The 24,112-nt window shown below is 33.6% G+C and carries 18 protein-coding genes; 2 read left to right on the top strand and 16 right to left on the bottom strand.

Annotated features, from left to right (window positions below):
* Positions 1-187: 187 nt before the first annotated feature.
* The 16 genes from Q0192_RS16270 to Q0192_RS16195 all read right to left on the bottom strand — a co-directional run bounded on the left by Q0192_RS16270 (position 188) and on the right by Q0192_RS16195 (position 21,026).
* The gene (locus Q0192_RS16270; protein ID WP_299291071.1) at positions 188-1,171 is read right to left on the bottom strand and encodes a glycosyltransferase family 2 protein; all 984 of its coding nucleotides are present in this window, start codon (positions 1,169-1,171) and stop codon (positions 188-190) included.
* A 25-nt stretch (positions 1,172-1,196) separates the two neighbouring features.
* Positions 1,197-1,631 carry an acyltransferase gene (locus Q0192_RS16265; RefSeq protein WP_299291069.1) on the bottom strand — a complete coding sequence of 145 codons (435 nt, stop codon included), beginning with the start codon at positions 1,629-1,631 and terminating at the stop codon, positions 1,197-1,199.
* Positions 1,632-1,807: 176 nt separating this feature from the next.
* Positions 1,808-3,001, bottom strand: coding sequence for a glycosyltransferase family 4 protein (locus Q0192_RS16260; RefSeq protein ID WP_299291067.1), 1,194 nt, complete (start codon positions 2,999-3,001; stop codon positions 1,808-1,810).
* Positions 2,989-3,954: a glycosyltransferase family 2 protein gene (locus Q0192_RS16255; protein WP_299291065.1), complete on the bottom strand. Its 966-nt coding sequence runs from the start codon at positions 3,952-3,954 to the stop codon at positions 2,989-2,991. The genes Q0192_RS16260 and Q0192_RS16255 overlap by 13 nt, the downstream gene beginning before the upstream one ends.
* Positions 3,955-3,973: 19 nt before the next feature.
* Positions 3,974-4,948: a glycosyltransferase family 2 protein gene (locus Q0192_RS16250; RefSeq protein WP_299291063.1), complete on the bottom strand. Its 975-nt coding sequence runs from the start codon at positions 4,946-4,948 to the stop codon at positions 3,974-3,976.
* 96 nt (positions 4,949-5,044) lie between these two features.
* Positions 5,045-5,875, bottom strand: coding sequence for a glycosyltransferase family A protein (locus Q0192_RS16245; protein WP_299291061.1), 831 nt, complete (start codon positions 5,873-5,875; stop codon positions 5,045-5,047).
* A gap of 2 nt (positions 5,876-5,877) precedes the next feature.
* Positions 5,878-6,654: a glycosyltransferase family 2 protein gene (locus tag Q0192_RS16240; protein ID WP_299291059.1), complete on the bottom strand. Its 777-nt coding sequence runs from the start codon at positions 6,652-6,654 to the stop codon at positions 5,878-5,880.
* Positions 6,655-6,899: 245 nt separating this feature from the next.
* A complete protein-coding gene (locus Q0192_RS16235) occupies positions 6,900-8,099 on the bottom strand; it encodes a glycosyltransferase family 1 protein (RefSeq protein ID WP_299291057.1) in 1,200 nt (399 codons plus the stop codon).
* 14 nt (positions 8,100-8,113) lie between these two features.
* Positions 8,114-9,391: an ABC transporter ATP-binding protein gene (locus Q0192_RS16230; RefSeq protein WP_299291055.1), complete on the bottom strand. Its 1,278-nt coding sequence runs from the start codon at positions 9,389-9,391 to the stop codon at positions 8,114-8,116.
* A gap of 222 nt (positions 9,392-9,613) precedes the next feature.
* Positions 9,614-10,642, bottom strand: coding sequence for a hypothetical protein (locus tag Q0192_RS16225; protein WP_299291052.1), 1,029 nt, complete (start codon positions 10,640-10,642; stop codon positions 9,614-9,616).
* A gap of 103 nt (positions 10,643-10,745) precedes the next feature.
* The gene (locus Q0192_RS16220) at positions 10,746-11,855 is read right to left on the bottom strand and encodes an exostosin family protein (RefSeq protein ID WP_299291050.1); all 1,110 of its coding nucleotides are present in this window, start codon (positions 11,853-11,855) and stop codon (positions 10,746-10,748) included.
* A gap of 49 nt (positions 11,856-11,904) precedes the next feature.
* Positions 11,905-12,696, bottom strand: coding sequence for a glycosyltransferase family 25 protein (locus Q0192_RS16215; RefSeq protein ID WP_299291048.1), 792 nt, complete (start codon positions 12,694-12,696; stop codon positions 11,905-11,907).
* A gap of 56 nt (positions 12,697-12,752) precedes the next feature.
* Positions 12,753-13,619, bottom strand: a complete 867-nt coding sequence (locus Q0192_RS16210; RefSeq protein ID WP_299291046.1) for an ABC transporter permease — start codon at positions 13,617-13,619, stop codon at positions 12,753-12,755.
* Positions 13,620-14,306: 687 nt separating this feature from the next.
* Positions 14,307-16,667, bottom strand: coding sequence for a tyrosine-protein kinase (locus Q0192_RS16205; RefSeq protein WP_299291044.1), 2,361 nt, complete (start codon positions 16,665-16,667; stop codon positions 14,307-14,309).
* 2 nt (positions 16,668-16,669) lie between these two features.
* Entirely contained in the window at positions 16,670-17,461 is a 792-nt protein-coding gene (locus Q0192_RS16200) for a polysaccharide biosynthesis/export family protein (RefSeq protein ID WP_299291042.1), read from the bottom strand.
* 550 nt (positions 17,462-18,011) lie between these two features.
* Positions 18,012-21,026, bottom strand: coding sequence for a FlgD immunoglobulin-like domain containing protein (locus Q0192_RS16195; RefSeq protein ID WP_299291040.1), 3,015 nt, complete (start codon positions 21,024-21,026; stop codon positions 18,012-18,014).
* Positions 21,027-21,630: 604 nt separating this feature from the next.
* Between Q0192_RS16195 and Q0192_RS16190 the strand changes: the two genes are divergently transcribed.
* Both Q0192_RS16190 and Q0192_RS16185 read left to right on the top strand, forming a co-directional pair.
* Positions 21,631-22,101: an OmpA family protein gene (locus tag Q0192_RS16190; protein ID WP_299291038.1), complete on the top strand. Its 471-nt coding sequence runs from the start codon at positions 21,631-21,633 to the stop codon at positions 22,099-22,101.
* A gap of 589 nt (positions 22,102-22,690) precedes the next feature.
* Positions 22,691-24,112, top strand: a 1,422-nt coding sequence (locus tag Q0192_RS16185; protein WP_299291035.1) for a Wzz/FepE/Etk N-terminal domain-containing protein, incomplete at its 3' end; no start/stop codon positions are given.

The following is a 24,112-nucleotide window of genomic DNA, read 5'->3' as shown; positions in this document are numbered from 1 at the left end:
ATATTTAATTTTGATACTTCTTTTATCACCTAAAAATTAATGTGTATATCTACTTCTAAAAGAAAAAATACAAACATAATTTTATTCTGTAAAAGAAGCATGCTTATTTTTACAGAGTATTGGAAGATTTGACATGTAAGATGAAGCAAGTTTTATAAGAGATTAGCCCAAAAATACAAAGTTGTTTTTATGCATTCTTTAACAGCTTCGTAACTTTACGTTTGTAGTTCCAAATCCTAAGCGCGTTTTCTACACCTACATATTTACTTGCTATCAAAAAGCCTTTTCCGCCTGTTGCAAAAGGTTTATCATAACCTAATTCTTTCATTTGTGCTTTGCATTGTTTTAAAAGATCAGGATATAATGGGTAAGAACTAATATAATAAACACTTAGTGCTTTCCATGCAAGTTTTTTAGCGGTAGGGCTTTCAAATTTTTTTAAGAAGTTTGCGGCGTAAGACTGGTAAGAAAAAAACCACTTGATATAAACCTCTTTAGAGTTAAATTGCTTACTTAAACTGTTTGGCACATCTCTTCTAAAGTAGAATATTGCTTCTTTACAAAATATTATCCCAATAGAATTTAATATGATTCGCATAAAATACTCTCCATCATCGTTAAGCCCTGCACGGCTGTCCCAACCATGGGTAGATTTAACAAGTTTGGATGGGACAAGCCATGCACCAGTTGTAATATCCTCGGCAAAGTAGCTTAATTTTGTTTCAAAGTAATTTTCCGGCGAAAAGTCTTTTTTATAAAGTTCATATCCTGGGTCTATAGTTCTGATCTTACCAGAAACTGAACCCATTGTACCACTATAAATATAATCGTTTCCATTCTTCCCATAGCAGTTAACCTGATGCATTAATTTATCATTTTCAATAAGATCGTCATGGTCTAAAAATTGATATAATTGGCCTTTTGCATTAGCAATACCAAAATTTCTTGCTTCACAGGCACCGCTGTTCTGTATTTTAAAATACCTAATACGACTATCTGTAAACTTAAAAACTTCTTCCTCAGATTTATCGGTACTTCCATCATTAACTAATATTATCTCAATGTTTGCATAAGACTGGTTTATACATGAAAGAATTGTATCGGCAATGTAAGTTTCGCTATTATAAATAGGGATAATGATAGATACTAAAGGCGATATTTCCAAATTCATATTTATTGAGGTAATAAAAGTTTTTTTAATGAAACCATCTTATATAAGATGAATCATAATTTAAGTTATTAGGCCTGTTTGCACGAAGCTTAGCAGGTAACTTGGAATAAATACCAAAGGCAACCGTAGATTTTGTAAGCAAAGATTTTGCACCTAACACTGATCCTTCTTCCATGATAACACCTGGTAATACCATGGCATCAGAACCAATAAATAAATGTTCTTTGATAATAATTTCTTTTTGTCGGCCCATAAGATTGCTGGCATAGATATCATGGTCAGCCGTAATTAAATTAACACAAGGAGAAATTGAAACATCATCACCTATAGAAATATACCCTCTGTTATCTATCCTACAATATTGGTTTATAACACTGTTTTTACCCATACTAAAACAGGTTACACCAGTAAATTGACAACCTAAATGAACAGAGCTTCCTTTTCCTATACTAAATTTCATTATATGTTTGTAATAAAATAACTTAATAAAATGAAAGGGGATAAAGGCTATAAAAAAACTGCATATATATATAATTTAAAGTCGTGCAGCATTATAAAATTTTAAAAAGCAAATTTAAGAAGTAATAACTTTTGAATTTGTGGTTTGGTCTATACTATTACCGACGTTTTAATAAATTAGCTTACTTGATTGATCATTGCTACGTGCTTTTTATTAAGCGTTGTAGTATAAGCCTCTAAAAACTCTTTGCTAATAGTACTTAACATATATTTTCTTGATTCCTGTTTGCACCTTTCTGATAGTTCATTATACTTTGTTTCGTCAAGCTTCAAAATTTCAATCACTTTTTTGGCAAATGCTTTCTGATCTCCGGGTTCGATCAGCAATGTTTCATCCAATCCTTGTAAAATGTCTGTAGGACCCGGAACTTTATATGCCACAACCGGAATCCCGCATGCCAATTGTTCTATAACAGCTAAACTAAAACCTTCAACATAACTTGGAAAAAGTCCAACTTTACTTGTTCTAATATAGTTTGGCAAGTCTTTAGGTTCAAAGTTTGGAATAATTCGCAAAACGTCGTGATTTGAAATATCAAAGTCCTTTTTCACATAACTTTCAGGATACCAACCACCAACCAAATAAAAATTTTTTATATCAATATCTTTTCGAATTTGTGTTAATATTTGATCAAAATCTTTTATTCCCTTTCTTATTGTCCAGGAACCGATAAAACACAAAGTATTTTTTTTATCTGTTGTTTTTTCTGCATTAAAGCTTTGAATAAACTTATCAGCCACCCCATTAGCGATCAGTAGTAATTTCTCTTTTGGTATTCCATAATCCAAGTAATAATCGTACTCTTCACTATTTAAACAATGAACCAAATCTGCATATTTTACTGATGCATAGAATTCTTTTAAGCCAGTTTCTTTTTGTAGCCGTCTGTATATATTTCCAAGCCTTGTTTTAAATTTAATATTTGTCCTTTCGGCAGTAAGTGCTTTTTTATAACTTACAATTTCTTCAGCTTTGTAATAAATAGGTTTTATTCCGTGAGACCTTACCAATAGCACACCTTTGAAACCAAATGATTCTTTTGGGTAAGGGATACAGTCATAATTTGCATCAATCACATCATATTTATAAGCGTTTTTTTTAAGGTATTGCCAAAATTTGTAAGTGTACAGCTTTCCAAATATTTTTGTGAATGTAGTGAAGCCATTGGGATAGACGACAGAAAAATCTAAAACATCTACCAAATGGCCTTGCTTTTCGTACGCCTCTTTTAAATCATAATGAACTTTTAATATGCCTAATACATTGGTCATTACGCCACTTGCAACAAGCAGTATTTTTAGTTTTTCCATATATAAGCTCTTAGCGAGTTGTAAAATTGCCTGCGAAATAAACTTTTATTAATGTGGTACAAAAAAGTAAAAGATTGAATGGTTTCAAGGAAGCTACTGTTTCTTTTTAACATTTCATTTAGTTGAATACGCATTTCAATGCCTAACTCCCGATAAAGTTGTTTTCTTTTTTGTGCTGAAAAATACGGTTTCAATTCCTTCCAAAAATAGTAGCGGACCATAAACCGCTCTTTAAAATAATTGATAACAGATCTTGTTCCTTTTTTAAAGTTGTCTGTTCCGTATTTGAAGAAGTTTAAAGCTTCCTTTTTATATGCAACATCACAGTGGTTTAACAATGAAACAAAGAAAAACCAATCGCCGCAATATCTAAAATTTTTGAGATGGTCAAAGTTTACGTATTGAAGCAGGTTTTTTTTGAAAACCATTGCACTGGTATTGTTTATGGTACACTCAAAAAATAGGTTTTCTTTAATCTCATCAATACCAGGTTTTATATAATCATAGTTCCATTTGTCTGTTTTAAAACGGGAATTTCTAAAGTTTTTATAAAAATCTGGATGAATTACATCTTGTGCATCTACAGTATTAGAATCTGCAAAAGCAACGCCTACCTTTTCGTTTACTATTAAGCAAGGCAACAAAACTTCCAGAAACCTAATATCAGCATAATCATCACTTTCGGCAATCCACAAGTAATCATTTTTTGCTAACTCAAACCCTTTTTGCCACTGTAAAAAAGGCGAACCACTATTTGTTTCATTAAAAAGAATATGTGCAACTTTTGAATGGTTACGGTATTGTTCAATTATTTCCCTACTGTTGTCTGTAGAACAATCATCTAAAATGATAAGTTCCAAATTTTGATAAGTTTGGTTTAAAACAGAATCAATACGCTTATTTAAAAACTTTGCATGATTATAATTAGGGATAATAACGGAAACAGCAAACATGGTTTAACTTAAACTTATATTAATAAAGATTGATGATATCCTTAATGATCGATTTTAATAAAGAATTACTGTGCTTTTTATAAGCACTAATATTATTAAGAATAATGTATGTCCTTGAAAAAATATTTTTTGGTAATTGTAATCTTAGATCTAACCATTGTATTTGACTAAGCGCTTCTTTTTCTAAATTCTCCTTATCCAGCTTTGGATATTTAGTTAATAAACTTTCTATTATCAATATAATACTGGAAGGAAAAAGTCTATTTTGTGTTAAAAAATCCCTTGAACTTATTTTTTCAGTAGTCAGTAACGTCGTTCCGTTTCCAAGACCTACTTGCTGCTTGTCGTGTATCCTGTATTCAATTAAAGGCTCGTTTATCCAGTCTAACTTATTTTCCAAAGCGGCATGTAAACCCAATTGGGCATCGTGCCAAAAATTTTTAAGTATCAAAAAAGGGACGACTTTTTCAAACAGTGATTTTTTAAAAGCCATTGTTGCACCTGTAATCTTATTTCTGTAATATAAAATTTCTATAAACGCTTTTCCCGTAGACCATTCTTTTTGACTATGAAGATTAAAATCAAGGTTCTCAAACAATGTTTTTCCTAATAACATTCCATGTTGGTCAATCAAATTTGCATCGGTAAAAACAGCCTCAAGCCCTGGATCATCTTGAAATTTCCTTACAATTTTTTTTACTTTATCTTTTGCCCAAACATCGTCTTGATCTGATAAAAAAACGATTTCACCTGTACATAAACTAATTGCTTTCTCAAAATTTTTTATTGGCCCTAACGATGCTTTGTTTATATGTAGTTTAATTATGTCAGGAAGTTGTTTTTGGAAGCTTTGAATTATTTTTATTGTTGTATCAGTTGATTTATCATCGCAGATAATAATTTCATCAACACTTTCAGATTGGTTAAGGATACTATTAAGTTGTTGATCTAAATACTCCTCTCCGTTATATGTACACATTGCAACCGATAACATAAGTTAATATACTGTGGAATTTAATCTAAACATAATTTTATGAATAATAGAATTGGGTTTCAATGAAAGCTGATTTTTTACAAAATTATTTACAATTTATGCGTTTTTTCTATTTATTATTTTCTTATATAATAATTTAACAAATGTACGAATTGGGGTTAAACTATCTCTTTCATATATTTCTAATTCATAATTCATTAAAATATAATTGTCTATAAAAAGATCCATGTGTTTTGTGTAAACATATTTTAATAGTTTTCTATATTCTGCTTTGCTATAAGATGACGTAACATGAGAATCATTTCTTACTCTATATTCAAATAAAATCTCATTGATATGATAAAATTTCCAGTTTGTTTTGCCTACTCTTATCCAAAATTCCCAATCCTCTTGTGATAATTCTCTATCCTCATCAAACCCTCCCACATCTTCCCATACTTTCCGTCTTATAACAGTACATGTATCAATATAATTTGCAAATAAAATAGTTTTTAAGCTAAATTCTTTTGGAATAAAATTTCTTCCAGTACTTTCGCCGTAAAAAAAAGGGTTACCATAAACTACTCCAACATTTTTGTATATAGATAAAACTTCTATCCCTTTATCAATATATTCAGTTCGTATTTTATTGTCACTGTCTAAAAAAAGCAGGTGTTTTCCTTTTGAATTTTTTACTCCGGTATTGCGTGCAGCTGCAGGTCCTTTATTTTCTTGATGAATTATTATAAAGTTAGTGTTAGCAGCTAATTTATTTAATAATGCAATAGTTTTACTTTCTGTGGAACCATCGTTTATGATTATGATTTCATAGGAATAAATTCCTTCATAAGCTTCAACACTTTCTATAGCTTCTGTTAAATATTTGCCACTATTATAGCACGGTATTATAACTGATATATCTATTATAGGTAAAGATAAACTTGTCAAAATTAAAATAGCGTTTTTAGTTTCATATATAGTTTAAAATATCTTGATGATTTTAACATATAAAGTTCATTTTTATAACTTGTTAAGTTAGCTATTTCAGGATAAAATCTTGGAAAGTACTTTTCTAAAACTTGTTTTTTTTCTGATAGTAATAATTTAGAGTTTTCTGGTCTAGCACTAATTCCAGTAAAGTCAAATATTCCGATTGTTTTGTCTAAATATTTGTAAGAGTAATTATATTTAAAAAGTGCTAACATAAACCATTTCCAGTCGGAAACAATTTTAAGAGATTCATCATATATCCTCAATTCATTTTTGAAAGCACTTTTAAGAATAAAAATTCCTCCGGAGTGGGGTAAACTATCATTTAGAAAATAGCTAAAAAGTAATTTACTAGGATAAATCTTTAACCAACTTCTATTAAGTTCCTTGATTAATAAATTTCCATAAACAATATCTTCATTGTTTAAGTCAGGGATAATCGTATCTAAAACTTGGTTATCATGCAATAAATCTCCACTATTAAGAAAAAACAAATATTTACCTTTTGCAATATGAATCCCTTTATTAATCGCATTGTATATACCAGTATCCTTTTCACTAATCCAGTAATTCAATAAATGTTCATACTCTTTTATTATATTTAAACTCCCATCAGTTGATCCTCCATCAATGACTATATATTCATAGTGTTTGTAAGATTGGTTCTCAATGCTTTTAAAAGTTTGTTCCAAACCAGAAGCATTGTTATAATTTATTGTAATAATAGAAAGCTGCATGATATTAAAAATGAAATTTATTTAGGCTGTTTAAATTTCAATTAATAAATTTATAATGCTTCCTTATAACTGTAAGGTCTGTATTTACTGTTAAAGTGATAAAGAAACTAAAGATTTTATGTGGCAAAAGAAGCATGTAGAATAAGTTTAATAGAATTTAAATAGGTTCTTAACGCTTAGTTAAATTCACTTTATAAAATATTATAGTGTCTTTTTAAAGATATAATTTAAACAGTCTTAATAATTCAATTAAATTTTAGGTCGCTATATACTTTCTTGGTTTTCTCTGCTGTTTTTGCCCATGAGAAATTTTTTAATTGTATATAACCACTTTTAATCTTATCTGTTCTTAACTCCTTATTACTTAAAATACTTTTTAATGCTTCCAACATTGATGATGGATTTTTTGGTTCAAAATAAATTACGGCATCATCTCCGATTTCTTTTAAAGAACTGGAATTACTAACCAAAACAGGGCAACCACAACTAAAAGCTTCTAAAACTGGAAGGCCAAACCCTTCATACATAGAAGGAAAAACTAATGCTATTGCATTTTTGTATAAGTAGCTTAATTCATCATCATTAACATATATACTTGTTATACGGTTATTAAGATTTAGTTTACCAAGAGCATATTTTTCATCTGCACTAAAAGGAGACCCTGTACAAACAATAGAAATATCTTTTGCTTCAGGCCCTAATGATGAAAAAATTTGAGTAAAAAAAAGAAAATTTTTATAAATATCTCTATTGCCTACATATAACAAATAACGATGAGGTATTTTACTTTTAAATTCAGTAGTTATAAGATTTGTACTTTCTTGTAAAGAGTTAGCTAAATGTATTACTTTAACCTTATTTTCGGGAACATTAAAAATATTTATTAAGTCTTTCTTAGTGCTTTCAGAAACAGTGATAATTTTATTAGCCCTATTGATCATTTCTTTATTTTTATCTAAATTATCCTTGTACAAGCCGTACTCTGGAAATATTTGATGAATTAAATCATGTACTGTTAAAACAAAGGGTTTATTGCCAATATAATTTAGAAAGTAATTATCATAGTAAGTTGGATGAAAAACATCAAAATTACCTTCTTTTATCTTTTGGATAGAGTTGCTTTTATTGATTTCTGAACTATTAACTGAAATAGGTTCAGAAAAAAATCTCGTTTTTATTTTATATAAAAAATGTTTTCCTTTAAATTCTGCCCCCTTAAAAAAACTTTTATAAAAATCTACAGGAGCTATCTTTGATGAAATGTTTTTTTGATAATAGGGATGCTGTTTTAGATATTCATTGTTAGAAAATATGAGGGACAATTTACACTCTATTGTTTCATCTTTTTCATATGCCGAAATTAATTCGAAAAAATATCTTGAAATACCGCCTATAGTTTGTGTGTCAAATGTTTGGTGGTCATATAAAACTTTTATCTTGTCCATTTATACAACTTTGTTTAATTGGTCGAAATCAAATTCCATTCACAATTAACAAACACACATCCATAATCTGTATTGCCATATATGTGAAAATCTGTACCTGTTTCAACTACAGTAAATTCCAATACATCCTGTAACAAATCCAAATACTCCACATTAGGTATGTGCAATGTAAATTTTATTCTATAAACGTTAGGAACCAAAAGATGAGAAGGGATATTTATTATAAAATCTAAGTTCGGTTTAAAATTTTCTTTGTTGGTATAATCAGACACACCAACTTCTGAAGTAAATACAATTCTTTCTGACTTATCAATTACCTGAATACTAACTTTAGCATTAAGATGCTCTTTTAGTACACTAAATTTACACTCTAACAGTATTTCCTCATCAAACCTAAACTCGCTTCTTTGCTTTCGGTCACTATCTATCACTTTAAGGTAAGTAAAAAAGCTTTTATTACTATCTAAAGATGAGTATTGGTAGATAGAAGACGGAGATTTGGCATTGATAGACACATATTTTTGTATACCGGTATCTATGTCTCCCTGGAAGTTTAATGATCCGTTTTGCAGTATTACAACATTGCTACATAAAGCCTTAATGGATCCCATATTATGACTCACAAACAATACTGTCCTACCTTCACCTTTGCTTACATCACTCATCTTTCCAATACATTTTTTTTGGAATTCTGCATCTCCAACCGCCAATACCTCATCAACAATTAAAATTTCAGATTCCAAATGTGCAGCTACCGCAAAAGCCAAACGCACGTACATACCGGATGAATAACGTTTAACTGGTGTGTCAATGTACCGTTCTACACCTGCAAAATCTACAATCTGATCAAATTTCCGGGCTATTTCTTTTTTACGCATACCCAAAATGGCCCCGTTTAAAAAGATATTTTCGCGTCCGGTCAGTTCCGGGTGAAAGCCAGTACCTACTTCCAGTAGACTTGCAATACGCCCTTTTACTTTAATACTGCCAGAGGTAGGAGAGGTAACCCGGCTTAATAGCTTTAATAGTGTGCTTTTCCCTGCTCCATTGCGGCCGATGATACCTACGGCATCACCTTGTTGTATGTCAAAACTAATGTTGTTTAAACTTAATACTACGTCGCTGCTGCCTTTTACAGACCGGTCGTTTGCTTCTCCAATGGTTAAAAAAGGGTCTTCTTTACCGCGAACTTTGGCAATCCAGCGTTCCAAGTCACGCGAAAGTGTGCCTGTGCCAATGGTACCCAACTGATATGCTTTTGATAGATTTTCAACCTTGATGGCTGTTGACATAATGGTATATTTTATTTAAAAAAATAGTCGATAAAAACAGTATTCCTTTGTAAATTATTGTTACTGGTTGAGGTATAAAAAAGGTTCTTGTAAAAGCCTTGATTGTGAAATAAGTATTCCAAATATTTCTGGTTGCTGCTTGCAAGGCTTTAATTTTTTTTCTTGTCAAGCCCGTTGTTTACTTCTAAATAATTGTTTGTACACGGCTGCGCTAACATCTACCTAAACACCTATACTTTTTACAATTTGTTTAACTTCAATTTCAAAAGTACTTTCTTCCTTTTTAATCTTGATACGATAATCTTCAAATTGTAAATAATGATTGTTATAAGATTCAAAAATTTCTTTAATTAAAAGAATGATCCGGTCTTGCTCTTTTATTGGATTGGATATTTTAAATTTTTCCGGAATATTTATATCTTCTTTATTATTTGCTGCGCCTTCTTTATTTACAATGACACAACAACCATTTAAAGCAGCTTCCCTTGGTAACCGGTCCTTTCCCGGGTGGTTCCCGAAATCTATGTAAACTTTTGAGGATGCCATCAACTTTGATATTTCTTCAGATGTCATCTTAATAATTGGCACCCATTTTATTTCCGGGAAAGATTTTATTAACTGGCTGGTTATTGCAAATCCTTTTGCAGGATTATATAGTACCTGATCTAATCTGCCATCAGTTTTGTTTCCCCACTTACTTATTAAAGATTGATCAATGTAATCTGAAAGAGGATTTATACGTTGTACACTTAATGTTTGTAAAAATAGATTAGCATATTCGGATTGATATAAATGTAATTTTATATTTTGTTTGTATGAAAGTGCATTTAAAACTATGTTTAGTTTTTTGTAAGGCTTTAAATTTAACAATCTAATGATTTTCCACTTTAAATCAGGTTTAATATAAGTTTTATAAGATATACCTGTACCGAGATTTAGGAAAAAATTATCAACGCTTAACCACCATATCCACAATTCAGTTTTATTGTATTTGTCTATTATATTAGGTGTTGTTTCCGGAATAATCAATATCTGATTTGGAGAATCTTCTAATTTTTCTACCCAGTTATTTCCAATATATTTTATAAACTTGCTTGGGGTTGGGCAATCTCCCAGTTCTTTTTGAACATTGGGATAAAATATATAAGCCTCAATTTTATAATTATTTATGAGTTTATAAACCAGTTGATGTAATAATTCTGTTCCACCTGTTGCAAGATAAGCCGGGCAGGTTACAAAAACTTTTCGCATTCTATATTTATTACTTTAAATTAATTATTAAAGCAGATTTTTTTTTAAAGACATAGTACAATTCTACCACTCTTATTAAATTGTTTTAATTGGATCTTTATCATTAAATATTTAAGTACAAGTGCAAATTCTTAAAAAACCCTTCTGGCGTAAAATAAGTCTTCCAGAGGTTTCTGATTTCTACCTGCAAAGCTTTGAATTCTTCGTTTGAAAGTTTGTTATGAAATTCTAATACTTTTTCTGGTATCCTACTGATGTCGGCTTCTTCTACCCAAACACAATATTTTTTCCAGTCAATCAAAAAATCAAAAGGTAAAACACAATCGGTATTTACAAAAACCGGAATCCGACCACAGCATAAAGCTTCAAAAAAACGGATGGAGTTGTTGCCATACCCTCTCACACATAATGTATAATCACTTTCAATGATGTTTTTTACATAAGCTTCTCGAAAAGAACTGTTTAACTCTTTAACCCCGCCTGGGTACAAGCCGCCAACCGGGCCGCCAAAACCAAAGTTAGTGCGGATGATAAAATTATTTTTTACTTTTTTGCTCTTCATAATAGCAAGCAAGGCCCGGACACGATAAGAATGCGCCGATATAGAAGGGAAAGTTTTCATCACGCCCAAATAGTTCATCATTAGCCGGAATACTTCTTTTAGCTTATAAATTCCGGGCTTTTGGGCAAGGGGGGGGGCATAACCGCAAAAACCGATTGTTGGAATAGCTGGCTTAGTGCTAGTAGGCAATTGGTTATTATAATATTTGGCGATAAAATCTTCAAAGAAAAACGTAAAGGCGTATTCGTTGCTTTTTCTTTTCGACTGATAAAGGGTGTTGCAAAAGATGATCGCATTTTTAATTTTAACATCAAAGTAATCAATGTCAGACCCAAGAAATACAAAAGTTTTCTTTCCGCTATCGCCTACAAGTTGGGAAAATAGTTTTATTTCCTCCTCAAACTCCAGGTCGTTTTTTTGCTGAGAATACCTGATTGGCAAAAGGCATGCATCAGCATTTTCTAAAGATGTTAGTTCTATAAACGCTTTGCCCTCTTCTTCATAATCATCAAAACGGCCTAAAGTTATGTTCAAATCCGGGTTTCTTTCTTTGCTGTCCTGTCCGCAAAAAGGAACCAGCAGGTCAACAACAGGCTGATCTATTTTTAACAAGGAAAGATCGGTATAGAGTTTTATTTTATTAAAATCCAATGATTTGAAGTTTGATAAAATTTAAGTTGTCTTAATTTGACGCTTAAATTTAATTGTTATATACAGATGATGGCAATCTGGAATTTTGTTGAAAAAACATATACCTGCAAGTGTAAGCACAGATTTTATGGTTTGCAACAGCATCCATCGTCAGCAGATCAGAAGCGCCATAAGTTAATGGTGTTTGCAAATCCAGCAGTTTAGCTGCTCCCTGGCCAATTAAAGCATAAGCATGTGTGCCAATATGCCCTCCTTGCTTCTTAAGTAAGGAAGAAAAATTGGTAGGATAACTTTTTTTCTTACGGATGACAGCTTTTGTTCTTAGGCCAATGCGGTAGAAAAAATTAGTGAGGTAATAATAACGCAGCTTCCCGAAAAAACTAAAATCATTGTTATAAATGTGCCCTAAAAACAGCAATTCGCAATCCTGTGGTACCTGCTTTAAAGTTTCTGCCAGGTATTGTAAGTTCTTTTCTACTGGTATGGCGTCGTCTTCTAGGATAAGCACTTTTTGTAAATGATTTTCTTTAATATACTGGTACATTTTTTTGTGTGAAGATGCTACAGCTATCTGGTTTTTCAGTAATGGCCCCACCCGTAAGTTTAGGTAGTCTAAATTATTTTGCTTGTATATTTGGTTAATATTAGGTGCTATTTCACCGGTGCTTTGTAACTCCTGAATGTTTAGTTTGCCGCCATCTACACCCATAAATACTTCAATGTTAAGGCCATTAAAATTTTTATTGATACCTTCCAGCCGATGCAAATTTCTTTCAATGGTTAATAATAATATTTTATCAAAATAACCATTCAAAATTTCGACAGCAGTTGTAGTAAGCATTAACGTTTATTATAGCCTAATAAAATTCTACTTTGGTAAACTCTATTTAAACAATCTTAAACGGTATCAACAAAGCTTTTTTCTACTTTATTGAAAATAATCGTACCAAGCATTAAAAATACGATGGTTACAATAGTAGAATAGCCTAATGCAGGCCAGCTAAAACTTCCTTTTCCTAAAAAACCATATCGAAAAGTCTCGATCAGCTCCGTCATTGGGTTTGCAGCTATTAGCCAACGGTATTTTACATTAGCGGCTGATAAAGGATAAATAACTGTGGTTGCATACATGAGCAATTGGATACCGAAAGTAATTAAGAAAGCCAAATCGCGGTATTTGGTGGTCAAGGCAGAAATGATCATACCGGCGCCCAAACCCATTGCAGCCATTAAAATAACTACTACCGGAAACAAAACGATTGCCCAGGTTGGATGAAAGGCTGCACCATGCAATGCGTAGTAAGCCATTACGCATAAAAACAGCAGGAACTGAACACCAAAACGTACCAGGTTGCTCAATACAATACTTAAAGGCATGATTAATCTTGGAAAATAAACTTTTCCGAAAATATCTGCATTGTCTTTAAAAACAGTTGATGTTTTGGTCAGGCAATCGGCAAAGTAGTTCCAGGCAGTAATACCAGCCATGTAAAACAGCGGTTGTGGAAGTCCGTCTGTGGATATACCGGCTAACCTTCCAAATACAAAGGTAAACATGATGGTGGTTAACAGTGGTTGAACAAAAAACCATAACGGACCTAAAATTGTCTGCTTGTAAAAGGAGACAAAATCCCTTCTTACCAAAAGCCCTAATAAGTCCCGGTATTTCCAAACATCGTTTAAGTGCAAATCAAAAGCGCTGCTATGCGGTTTAATTTCCAGGTCCCAGGTTTGATTTTGTACTAATAAATCTTTATTCATCATTATCTGTTATTGTTTAATAAAATTTTTGGATGGGTTTAGTTGTAATAAAAATTGTATTTGATTTAATAGGTGGCAAATTTATTAAATCATTTTGTTTGTGCTACTCTAAGCTTGTCAACCTATTATTGTTCTTTTTGTATAACCCTATAATCAGAAAATGTTTTTGCGCCCGTAAAAATTACAGTTGTTATCAACTGATTTTTGAATTGTCAAATTAACAAATTGTTAAATGTTAAATCTTTATATTATTAAAAGAGACATTAAAAAATAGGGCATAAAAGAAGCATTTTATTTTTTTAAACTATACAAGTAACCATATAAAATTTACAAGTAGGTTCAGGAGTGATTAAATACAGCTTCGCCCATTCAGTCCCATTTGCTGATTTTTTTATTTGCAATTATACTTATATTGATAAAGCAAATAAAATTTGATTTTTATTATTGCAATACAAGTATGCTTTATGGTAAGCACACTTGCTTATTATAACTTGTTAAAGATTGACTGATGAATGGGTTATACGGACAAATATCAGGGCGTGTTTAAATTTCTGTCATAAAAAAAACTTATAGTGCTTCTTTTATGCCCATAAATTCTGTATTTAGATATTATACCGGTACAAAAATTACAATGATTTTTATGTGGTAAAAGAAGCATGGAAAATATTTGAATAAAATTTAAACACGCCCTCAGAACCTGTCCATAAAGTTTTTAAGGACAGATACAGTCGATTTCTTCTTCGTGTTCTGGGTGTAATAACTGTTGTCATAATGATAACCACCGCCAAATTTTTTGTTCTGGATACCGTTAAAAACGATATTAAGCATGCGAAGCCTTTTGTCTTTGGCTACACGTTTGATAAAGTCAAGTTCTTCTTTTGAGGTATAGCCCTGCCTAACAATATATAGGGTAACGTCGGTTAAATCAGCTATAATAAAAGCATCGGTAACCAAATGTACCGGAGGTGTATCGAATAAAATATCGGCATATTCTGCCTTTAACGCATCTATTAATTCCTGCATCCTGTAATTCTCTAAAAGCTCGGCCGGGTTGTCAGGCAGGGTTCCGGCACCAATGACGAACAAGTTGGAGCGGAGGGAAGAGGTTTGGATAATCTTGTTGATATCGTTAACCTTGCCGGATAAAAAATCACTTATCCCCAAATGCCCCGGATCAAGATCAAAGATTTTGGAAATCTTAGGCTTCCTCATGTCCAATTCTAAGATGATTGTTTTTTTCCCGGAAGCGGCAATAGCAGCACCCAGGTTGCTGGTGATAAAGCTTTTACCTTCTGCAGATGTGCTCGATGTTAATAAGGTAACCCGGCCCATTGGCTTTTTCTGGTGCAGGTAGGATAACTTTGTCCGAAGTTCCCTGATCTGTTCGCCCAACAAGTTTCCGCTACGGCTGATTGTGGTTTGCAAAGAGTTGTCTTCCTCGTAATTCACTTCCGCAACTACCGGGATATTGGTACTGCTCTCAATTTCCCTTTTGTCTGTAATTTGATTTTTAACGGCATTACGGCCATAAACAAACCCGGCAGGCAAAATCAAGCCTAATAAAAAAGCACAAGTTAATACTGTTGGTGTTTTAGATGGTGAAAGGCCTGCATCATGCGGTTGATCTACAATTTGTACATCGGAAATAGTAGATGCATAATTTAAGGCTATGGTCTCCCGCTGTTGCGATAAGTATAGGTATTGGTCTTCTTTAAGTGACTTTTGACGGGTGATGTTAACAAATTCTTTTTCTTGTTCAGGTACTTCTTTAAACGAGGACTCGTACTTGGAACTATTTGCCTCTAATTGTCTTTTGGTAGTGAGCAAAGAAGACCTTACCCCACGGATAGTTTCTTTGATAGCATCTTTTAATGATGCTATTTGTTTGTTAAACGGTTCAAGGATCGGATTGCTTTCCTGTGTGGTAGCCAGCAATTTATTTTTTTGCTGTTGTGCTACAGATAATTGCCCGACTAAACTTCCTAAACTTGGATCTGTAATGCCGGTTACGGTTGGTGCGTTCCCTTCGTTACGTGAAGAATTGATATAGGTTTCTATTCCTGCTAACAGGTCTAATTGTATGTTCAATTCGGCAAGTTTAGCATCGTTGTTTGTAACATTTCCCAGATAAGTACTGCCTTTTGCAGAAATATCTGTAAACTGATTACTGCTTTTATAACCAGCAGCCTTTTTTTCCACATTATTCAAATCCTGGGATACAGAAGCAAGGCGGTCATTTAAAAAGCTTAACGCATTTGCAGTTGCCTGTTTTTTGTTCTCTTTTGTTGCATTAACGTAGTTTGTAATCAAAGCATTTAAAAATGCTTTTCCCCGTTCCGGTACTTCATCGCTTATACTTAAATTTACCAGGTTAGATTCGGGTGTTGGCGTCATCGCAAATATTCTTCCCTGGAAACCTGCAGCAACCATATCAGGGTTATAAACGCTTATCCTGATTTTTTTACCGATATAATTATTGAGGTTAGCAGTAGGGTCTAACTTCCATTCGCCAAAATTATTCTTTAAAATATTATCAAATGAAGCGTTTAAAAATGTGCCGTTTGATTTGTATAATGCAAACCTGTTTCCTGCAAGTACAATAATATCAAAAACCTGCTGATTAGTGATTTTTCCATTGCCAATTAACCTAAAGTGAATAGGTGAGGTTGCATAAATATCTTTTTGGTAATACTTGCCAACTTCTTCATAATTAATGTACAAGCTAAGATCTTTAACAGCTTTAACAACTAAAGGCCTGCTTTTTAATATCTCAATCTCGTTGTCAACCCCTTTTGATACAGTGGCTGCATTTAAACTTTGTAAAGTTGGGGCCTCATTTGCTTTTCCAATATTTACCAATAACCTGGCACTGGCCAAATAAGAGGGTTTTTCTGATCGGGTTATGTAATAAGCTATGCCTGTAGTTAATATGATACCTATTAAAAAAAGCGGCCAATGGTATAAACACTGAGAGAAGAAATATTTTAATTGTTTAAAATTGTCTTCCTGAATAGCCGCTGGCGTTTCATAATACAATTGGTCGTTATCCATGTTTATTTTCTAATTAATATATATGTAATAGTAATGGCTATCGAAACAATAGATGAGACAATACCAAAATTTCTATTAAAGTTATCAACAGCTAAAGTGGATTTGTATTTCCCCGGACTTACATAAATAATATCATTGTTTTTTAAGTAAAAGTAGGGGGAATCAAAGATGTTTTTAGAAGTAAGGTCTACTGGAATAAATTGCCTTTTGCCGTTTTGTTCACGAATGATTAATATATTATTCCGGATTGCTGTTTGGGTTAAATCACCTGCTAAGCTAATCGCATCTGTAAAAGATATACGTTCATTTTGAACCCGCAGTATTCCGGGCCTTCCTACATCACCTAAAACAGTGATTTTGAAATTAATAATGTTTGTTGTAACATAAGGTTCTTTTAGGTATTTTCCTAACATAGCTGTTAACGCTTGTTTAAACTCCGAAACCGAAAGCCCCGCTGCCTTGACATTGCCTAATATGGGCAGTTGTATATTTCCGTTTTGGTCTACTAAGTACCCGTTTGGTGCGCCCACTTGGTCGGTGGCACCGGAAACAGTAGTAGTTGGGTTGTTGCTGACGACGCCACGGTTATACACAGCAGAAGCTTCTGCGTTGGCACTGCTGATGTTGATAGACAGAACATCCAACGGTTGAATGGTAACTGGTTTATAAATTTCTGCACTTTCAACTGTAACTGCAGAGCGGTTTACATCTTTAAAGTAAACTAAATCTTTATTGCTTGCACAGGAAGAGATAAACAAAACAAGCAATATGCCGAAAAATAGATTTTTAATCATATAACTAAACTTAATTTGGGGGTAAATATAATGGTATAAGTTTTACAAATCAAAGTGGATATTAGTATGCCTGCTTATGCTGTTGTTAATTTATACGATAATTTAAAGATTTTGTTATGCCAAAAAAAGCATAATATTTTATGGTAAACCTATTGCGTTCATCTTAAAACCAATAATCCAAATTTTTAAATTTTTTTATTTTTTTGTGTAAGAGCCTGTTTAAAGTTTCTTCAACATATTTTCTACGCTTCTTTTACCGTATAAAAATCATTGGTACATTGTACTTTTTTTTACTGGAACAGAATTTACAGGCATAAAAGAAGCATTATAAATTTTTATGATAGAAATTTAAACAGGCTCTAATATACAAGCTTAGAAATTAAATTCAGGTTTAGTTTTTTATCCTTCATATCCTGATTAAACTATTCTCTTTTTAACTTTAGATAGTGTTATAATTTTTTTAAAATTAACACCCACAACTTGCTTAAATAATATTTGACATGCTTCTTTTATCGGTATAAAGTTGTGTAATAACCCTACATTCAATTATTTAATTTCCTGCAACAAACTTTAACTTACATAAATTAATAGCATGATTTTGATTGCCCGGACTTCCCTGATTAACCCTTAAAAAAGCAGGTACGGCATAATTGCCACCTGTATCGGTCGGCGTGTTTATCGTAACATAATCATAAGCACCAATTTTAAAACGCATCAAGCCACCGGAATAATTAAAGGTAAAGTCTGTAAAACCCTTTAAAAAATTAAAAGTGCCATTTGGGCCTTGGGCTATTTGCTGTCCATTAATAAATAACTGGCTATAATATCCGTTACGGGTATTGGCATATGACCAAAACCTACAAATAACTTTGCCTGCAACATCTACCAATTCTAAGTAATTGTAATTATCACTACCAATTGTGGGTTCTGACCCGGTGAAAGATAATGAACCGGTTAACACCCAATTGTTTAAAGCAGCTGCATTATTTAAGGAACGTTTTACAATTTGTGTACTGTTTCCATTTATAGAAATTGAGGGTACATTTTTATCGTAAGTATAAACGTTGGTGCTCATGGTTAATCCTATAGGTGTAGTTACTGCCCATCCATTACCACCAGTAAAAGTATTTGACCTATAAGGTAGTCCCGCCATTAAACTTGTGGCGTCATTAATCGGGATAACATTCGCACTTACTGTAATTGGGAAAATTTGCTCTGCAATGGTGTTTAACCCGGAAACATGCCAGCTATGTACACCGCCATGCCTGCTTTCGTCGCAGTGATAAATGTAGTAGTCGCCGCCTACTTTTACTAATGTAGTTGAAAAAGAATTACCGGCCATGGCAACCTCTCCGTTTTGTGCTGCTTCAGGGCCGGTTACACCAAAATTTCCTATTAACAATCCATCTTCGTTAAAGTGGTTCCAAATATTTACACCGCTTGATTGCCAAAATTCCGCGTTTACGTTCCAAAAAACATTACTGCCGTTTACCAATGCCTGGCAGTTTTCGCTATGCTGGTTTCCGTAATCATTATTACCAATATCAAAATCCCCGTTTCGTGGATAATCGCCATGATAATCAAAAAATGTACTTTTTGAGGCTTGCCAGTCCCATGTTGTGTTACCTGTTTTAATTGCACCAAAATGGTAGCCTATACCGGTAGTTGCCCCATTTAAAATATAAGGTATTGAAGCATTTGCATCAGGGTTAAAAAAGAAGTACCTACCTGTATTAGTGGATGCGCCCCTGGTATTGTTGCCAAAATTATAGGGTGATGTTGAGGTAAGGTTTGGTGTTGTGGCAATCAATATTTGGTTGCCCCAATTCGGCTGGTTCCCGTTTTGATAGCCTAAAAATGGCCTTTTGTAAACACTAACACTTTGGTTGCCATTATTTGTCCTGATGTATAAACTTCCGTCTGCTTCAATTTTAAAGCCACCGTCAAAGCTGGGCAAAGAAACTACCGCCCCCATATTAGTTAACTCATAAAGAACATTATCGCCCGAAGCCAACGTGTGCCCTGCAATTGTAACAACCTGGGTAAACTTATGAAAAGGGTCTAATGTAGTCCCCACTTTCCAGTTTTTCACCAGTTTCCAGCTTCCGTTTGCGCCGTTGTCCAAAGGCTTGCTATAATCACGTTGAAACTCCAGCTCATCACAAAAAACACGGGTAGGATTGTTAGGGTCCGCATTGGTAGACCGGGAGGATGGCATGTACATAATTTGCTCCTTATATGTCCGGTCTGCATTAAAATGAAGTGTGCGGTAGTTGCCTATGTCGTTGACCCAAAAAGAACCATCTGCCTGATAAGCAATTGCCGGTATTGTGTTAGCTACCCTGTTAAACATGAACTTATCGTTTGTAACAGTAGGGCCATTAGTGTCATACCCACCCGCCTGTCCTAAAGCCCATAATTGCATACCTGTATTATTAGAAAAGGCTTTTATCTGGTGGGTCCCTGCATCCATAACCAAAACAACCTGATTGTCCGGGCTTATCCTTACACACACTGGGTTGCTTGCATTAACGGTTAAATTTGCATCTGTTAACGCTCCTGTCGTGGCATTAACTGAAAATTTTTTCAACACATTATTAACAACCATCCACAGTTCGTTATTAGAACCTGATGCCAACTTTCCTGGATTGCTATAAGTTAAAGTTTGAACAACAGAACCGGACAGCTTATTAAAAACAAGTAGCTGGTTTGAGCTTTTTGTGGCAAAAATGAAATTATTGTTGACGGCAATACCATTGTAAGCAGTTGATACAACAGTTTCCAGCCCTATAAAATGGGTGTAATTCTCGTTTTCCCTTCCCGAAGTATGGCTACTCTCATTACTAAAGGAAACAGGTGTGTTATCAGCAGCTTTGGAAGCAAAGATGTAGTTGCTTTGGCTGTATTGTTGTCCATTGCCCTGATACTGATCTTGACATGCCCAATAAATATTTGTGCCGTCGGTTGCACAATCAAGAGTACTTGCATGTACGCCAACGTTAATATCGTAAGTCCTGCCAATATCGTTTAGGTTGAAATACTTGCTATTTGTCCCGCCTTCATAAAAAAACTGGCCATAAAAGCATTTTGTACCAACAAAAGCAAAGCAACTGTTTCCACCGTAGGATTTAAAAACGTTGTCCGTCAGACTGGATGACGTATTCCCGATAACACCCTCCCAAGTATATTTTACATTATTGGTCAATACTTTTGCCTGATAAGTTCCGGGAGGTGCTAAAGTTCCATCATCCATCACACCGCTCCAAACAGCTTTGTAACTGCCAGCATCATACCGGACGCCATTCCATAACGTACGTATTAAGTTTCCCGAGGCATTGTAAACACCAGCAGATGTATTGGCGCTGGCGGATAGTGTGAAATTGAAGGTATTGTTTGCGGTAGCGGTTATTGGCGTAGTAGTAGCGGCTATAGCATTGTCATTAATGATAATGGTAGATTTTTTTGCAATGGTTAAGCAGGGGTCAACTAAAGTAACTTGAAAATCTTGAGCTTGTAACTTAAGGACTGTAAGGAATGATAATAATATACAAAAAAGCGTCTTCATTTATAGTTTATAAAACCTGAGCAAGTTAATTTTAGCAATATATTGTAATCATTAATTAAAAGGCAAAAGTGCTTTCAACAATTGTATAATTATGTAAAATTTAAATTTTAGATAATTATGATTTAAATCCACCTTTTACATATATTTTTATTTATAAAAATTCTATGATAAGTAATATTTCCTTTTTATAATAATTATAATTATTCCTTGTAACGTAAATTTGGAGTAAAAAGTTATATAAGTAATTTAATAAACGTAATATTTGTTGCTTTTATTAAAGGGTAATACCATTTGTCCAATACAAAGATTCAATCCAAACATTTTGTCCAAGCCTTCTTCCTGCTTAAGAAATAACTTCAATTACAAGCTGAAATAATACGCCCTGTTGGTTCTTTTTGTATCCAGCATATACATGGAATTTGATTTGCTACAATCCAACCAATAATTTTTGTGTGGTAAAAGAAGTACCAGCAGACCTGACAAAAATCTTTCCCCCGAAAATTTCGTACTTGTCTGTACATGCAAAGTCCAATTTTTCTGCACGCAAACAAAAATAAATTCAAGCTGTGTATATTTATATTTAACTTCTTAAAACCAACCTATTATGAAAATTAAATTATTTATCACGGTTATGGCCATGACGCTTTTCCTTGCAGGGGTAAAAGCAATTGATGCAGGCCCAACAAAAAAAACTGCCCGTAAAACAAACGCAATCGACAAAAGCGCTTTGATTGCCGAAGTAACCCACAACCTGGAGTATGATTTTGCCAAGGCTTCTGTCCGCACCGCTTATTACACTAATCTTAACAAGTTGGCCAAATTGATTATTGATGACGACTATGTGGTATCGCTGCGTGGCCATGCGGATTCTATCGGCCAGTTTAAACCAAACTGGGTGCTGTCAGAAAAAAGGGCGGTAGAAGTTAAAGATTACTTAGTTGCAAAAGGCGTAAAAAAAGACCGTATCGTAACCGTGCCTTTCGGCAGCACCATCCCGATTGCTTCCAACAAAACAGCTGAAGGCCGCCAAAAAAACCGCCGCGTAGAAATCAAACTTAAAGAGATAGCCAAATAAGCAGGTTGTTATTTTAAATCCTTAGAAATCAAAATGCTTCTTTTACCTGCATAAATTTGTTCAGATCAGAATAGAAAAATACCGCAATAAATTAGTTACTGTTTTTTAGGTGGATAAAAGAAGCATTTTCAAAGGTATTACCTTAACTTAAATTTTACAAAGTCAATATTTAAAACTCCTTTTTGCCTTATCAAACTATATTTGTTTTCAGTTTTTTAAAAATCATCCAAGCTTATGTAGGTTCATCTGGTCTTTTACTGTTAGATTTCCTACTAATGAAAAAGCGGATGTGTTTAGAATCTGTTAAGTCATCTTCTGCCTAATCATTCGGTGTAGTCAGCATCAGCACAGATATGGATTTCAGCAGGAACGCTTAAAGGTAGTTTTACCAAATGCTTTGATATCACTTTCCGATCCGGGAACAAAGTAAAATTGTACGGCCTGCTTGTTTTAACAAGTGATCTACAATACAATAAATTGATGTAATTTTATCTTGAGTAAGCATCGTTGTAAGAAAATTTAAGTGTGGTAATTCAAATTTAATCTTAGATGCTCATTCATTACTTAACAACTTGGGTTGAAAAATATCATGAACAGAAAAATTTCTGAAGATAAAGACTCCAATTTTAGCAGCAGCTTTATATTTAGATATTTACCGTACTGGCCGCTATTTTTATTGCTTACTCTGATAGCTTTGGGCGGTGCGTGGTTCTACTTAAAATTTGCAACCCCACAATACGAAGTTCATGCCCGGATATTAATTAAAGACGAAAAAGATGTTTCTGAAGATGCAAAAACTTTAGAATCACTGGATTTAATATCGCCTAAAAAAACCATTAATAATGAAATGGAGGTAATCCAATCCAAAACTTTGCTAACCAATGTCGTAAAAAACCTGGATTTATATGCTCCGGTTTCCGAAGAGCAGCGTTTTAAAAGCATTTCGGCTTACAGCAGCAGCCCGGTTACCATCGTTGCCGACAGCAATAATATGCGGGAAGTGGCCAAAGTATATTTTACGGCCGATAAAAACAGTGTTAAAATTGGCAACAAAACTTACATTTTGGATGAATGGGTAGCTACGCCTTATGGCAGGTTGAAATTTAAAAAGAATATTTACCGTACGCCGGAGGAAACCGGTAAAAAGTTATATTTTTCACTAATTGCCCCTAAAAATGTAGTTTCTTCTTTGGCTTCCAGGTTAAAAGTAACCGCGGCCAATAAAATGCCTGGTATTGTTGATCTTGATTTTACAGATGAAAGCTCGGTACGCGGCGAAGATATTGTTAACGAACTGATTAAAGTTTACAACAAATCTATCATGGATGAAAAAAACGCATTGGCATCCAATACTTTAAAATTTATCAACGAACGTTTGGCTCGTGTAGAAGACGATATGGTTACAAACGAACATAAGCTACAATCTTACAAAGCGAACAAAACTGTTGTAGGTACACAGGGAAAATTATTTCTCGAAAAGGTGGGCAGCAACGATCAACAAAAAATGCGTGAGATCAACATTAACCGTGAGCAAAGTTTAAAAAGCCATCTTTACGAGTTTTTACAGCAAAAGAAAGAAGAAACCCAATTGTCCTATGTTTCAGATTTATTTGGCAGTAAAATCGTTGACCGTGCCAAAGCCTCCGAATATCCGGTTAGCCCGAAAAAGAAATTTGCTTATTTAAGTGCTGTTCTGCTTGCTTTGGTTACCGGTTTTGGTATCGTGGTTGGTAAAGAAACTTTGAGCAGCAAAGTAATGTTCCAAAAAGAAATTGAAAGCTTGACCAAATTGCCGGTCATCGGAGAAATTACTGCCGAGAAGTCTAAAAATGCAACCGTTATCGGCAAAAACCCAAAAACATTAATTGCAGAACAGTTTAGAAAATTAAGGACTACGCTGAATTATCTTGGTATCGGCAACAAGCAAAAAAGGATCTTGATCACGTCTGCCATTTCTGGGGAAGGGAAAAGTTTTGTGGCTACCAACCTGGCCATCAGCCTTGCTTTAACT

The sequence above is a fragment of the uncultured Mucilaginibacter sp. genome, from assembly GCF_937859865.1.
GTDB lineage: Bacteria > Bacteroidota > Bacteroidia > Sphingobacteriales > Sphingobacteriaceae > Mucilaginibacter_A.
Note: the sequence above shows the minus strand (reverse complement) of the source record. Positions and strands in the feature narration are given on the sequence as shown.

What these genes read in the sequence shown, in the direction of transcription:
- Q0192_RS16230 (WP_299291055.1), bottom strand. Translation starts at nt 9,391, where the DNA reads ATGTCAACAGCCATCAAGGTTGAAAATCTATCAAAAGCATATCAGTTG.
- Q0192_RS16190 (WP_299291038.1), top strand. Translation starts at nt 21,631, where the DNA reads ATGAAAATTAAATTATTTATCACGGTTATGGCCATGACGCTTTTCCTT.
- Q0192_RS16235 (WP_299291057.1), bottom strand. Translation starts at nt 8,099, where the DNA reads ATGGACAAGATAAAAGTTTTATATGACCACCAAACATTTGACACACAA.
- Q0192_RS16210 (WP_299291046.1), bottom strand. Translation starts at nt 13,619, where the DNA reads ATGATGAATAAAGATTTATTAGTACAAAATCAAACCTGGGACCTGGAA.
- Q0192_RS16260 (WP_299291067.1), bottom strand. Translation starts at nt 3,001, where the DNA reads ATGGAAAAACTAAAAATACTGCTTGTTGCAAGTGGCGTAATGACCAAT.
- Q0192_RS16270 (WP_299291071.1), bottom strand. Translation starts at nt 1,171, where the DNA reads ATGAATTTGGAAATATCGCCTTTAGTATCTATCATTATCCCTATTTAT.
- Q0192_RS16200 (WP_299291042.1), bottom strand. Translation starts at nt 17,461, where the DNA reads ATGATTAAAAATCTATTTTTCGGCATATTGCTTGTTTTGTTTATCTCT.
- Q0192_RS16265 (WP_299291069.1), bottom strand. Translation starts at nt 1,631, where the DNA reads ATGAAATTTAGTATAGGAAAAGGAAGCTCTGTTCATTTAGGTTGTCAA.
- Q0192_RS16250 (WP_299291063.1), bottom strand. Translation starts at nt 4,948, where the DNA reads ATGTTATCGGTTGCAATGTGTACATATAACGGAGAGGAGTATTTAGAT.
- Q0192_RS16240 (WP_299291059.1), bottom strand. Translation starts at nt 6,654, where the DNA reads ATGCAGCTTTCTATTATTACAATAAATTATAACAATGCTTCTGGTTTG.
- Q0192_RS16215 (WP_299291048.1), bottom strand. Translation starts at nt 12,696, where the DNA reads ATGCTTACTACAACTGCTGTCGAAATTTTGAATGGTTATTTTGATAAA.
- Q0192_RS16255 (WP_299291065.1), bottom strand. Translation starts at nt 3,954, where the DNA reads ATGTTTGCTGTTTCCGTTATTATCCCTAATTATAATCATGCAAAGTTT.
- Q0192_RS16205 (WP_299291044.1), bottom strand. Translation starts at nt 16,667, where the DNA reads ATGGATAACGACCAATTGTATTATGAAACGCCAGCGGCTATTCAGGAA.
- Q0192_RS16225 (WP_299291052.1), bottom strand. Translation starts at nt 10,642, where the DNA reads ATGCGAAAAGTTTTTGTAACCTGCCCGGCTTATCTTGCAACAGGTGGA.
- Q0192_RS16195 (WP_299291040.1), bottom strand. Translation starts at nt 21,026, where the DNA reads ATGAAGACGCTTTTTTGTATATTATTATCATTCCTTACAGTCCTTAAG.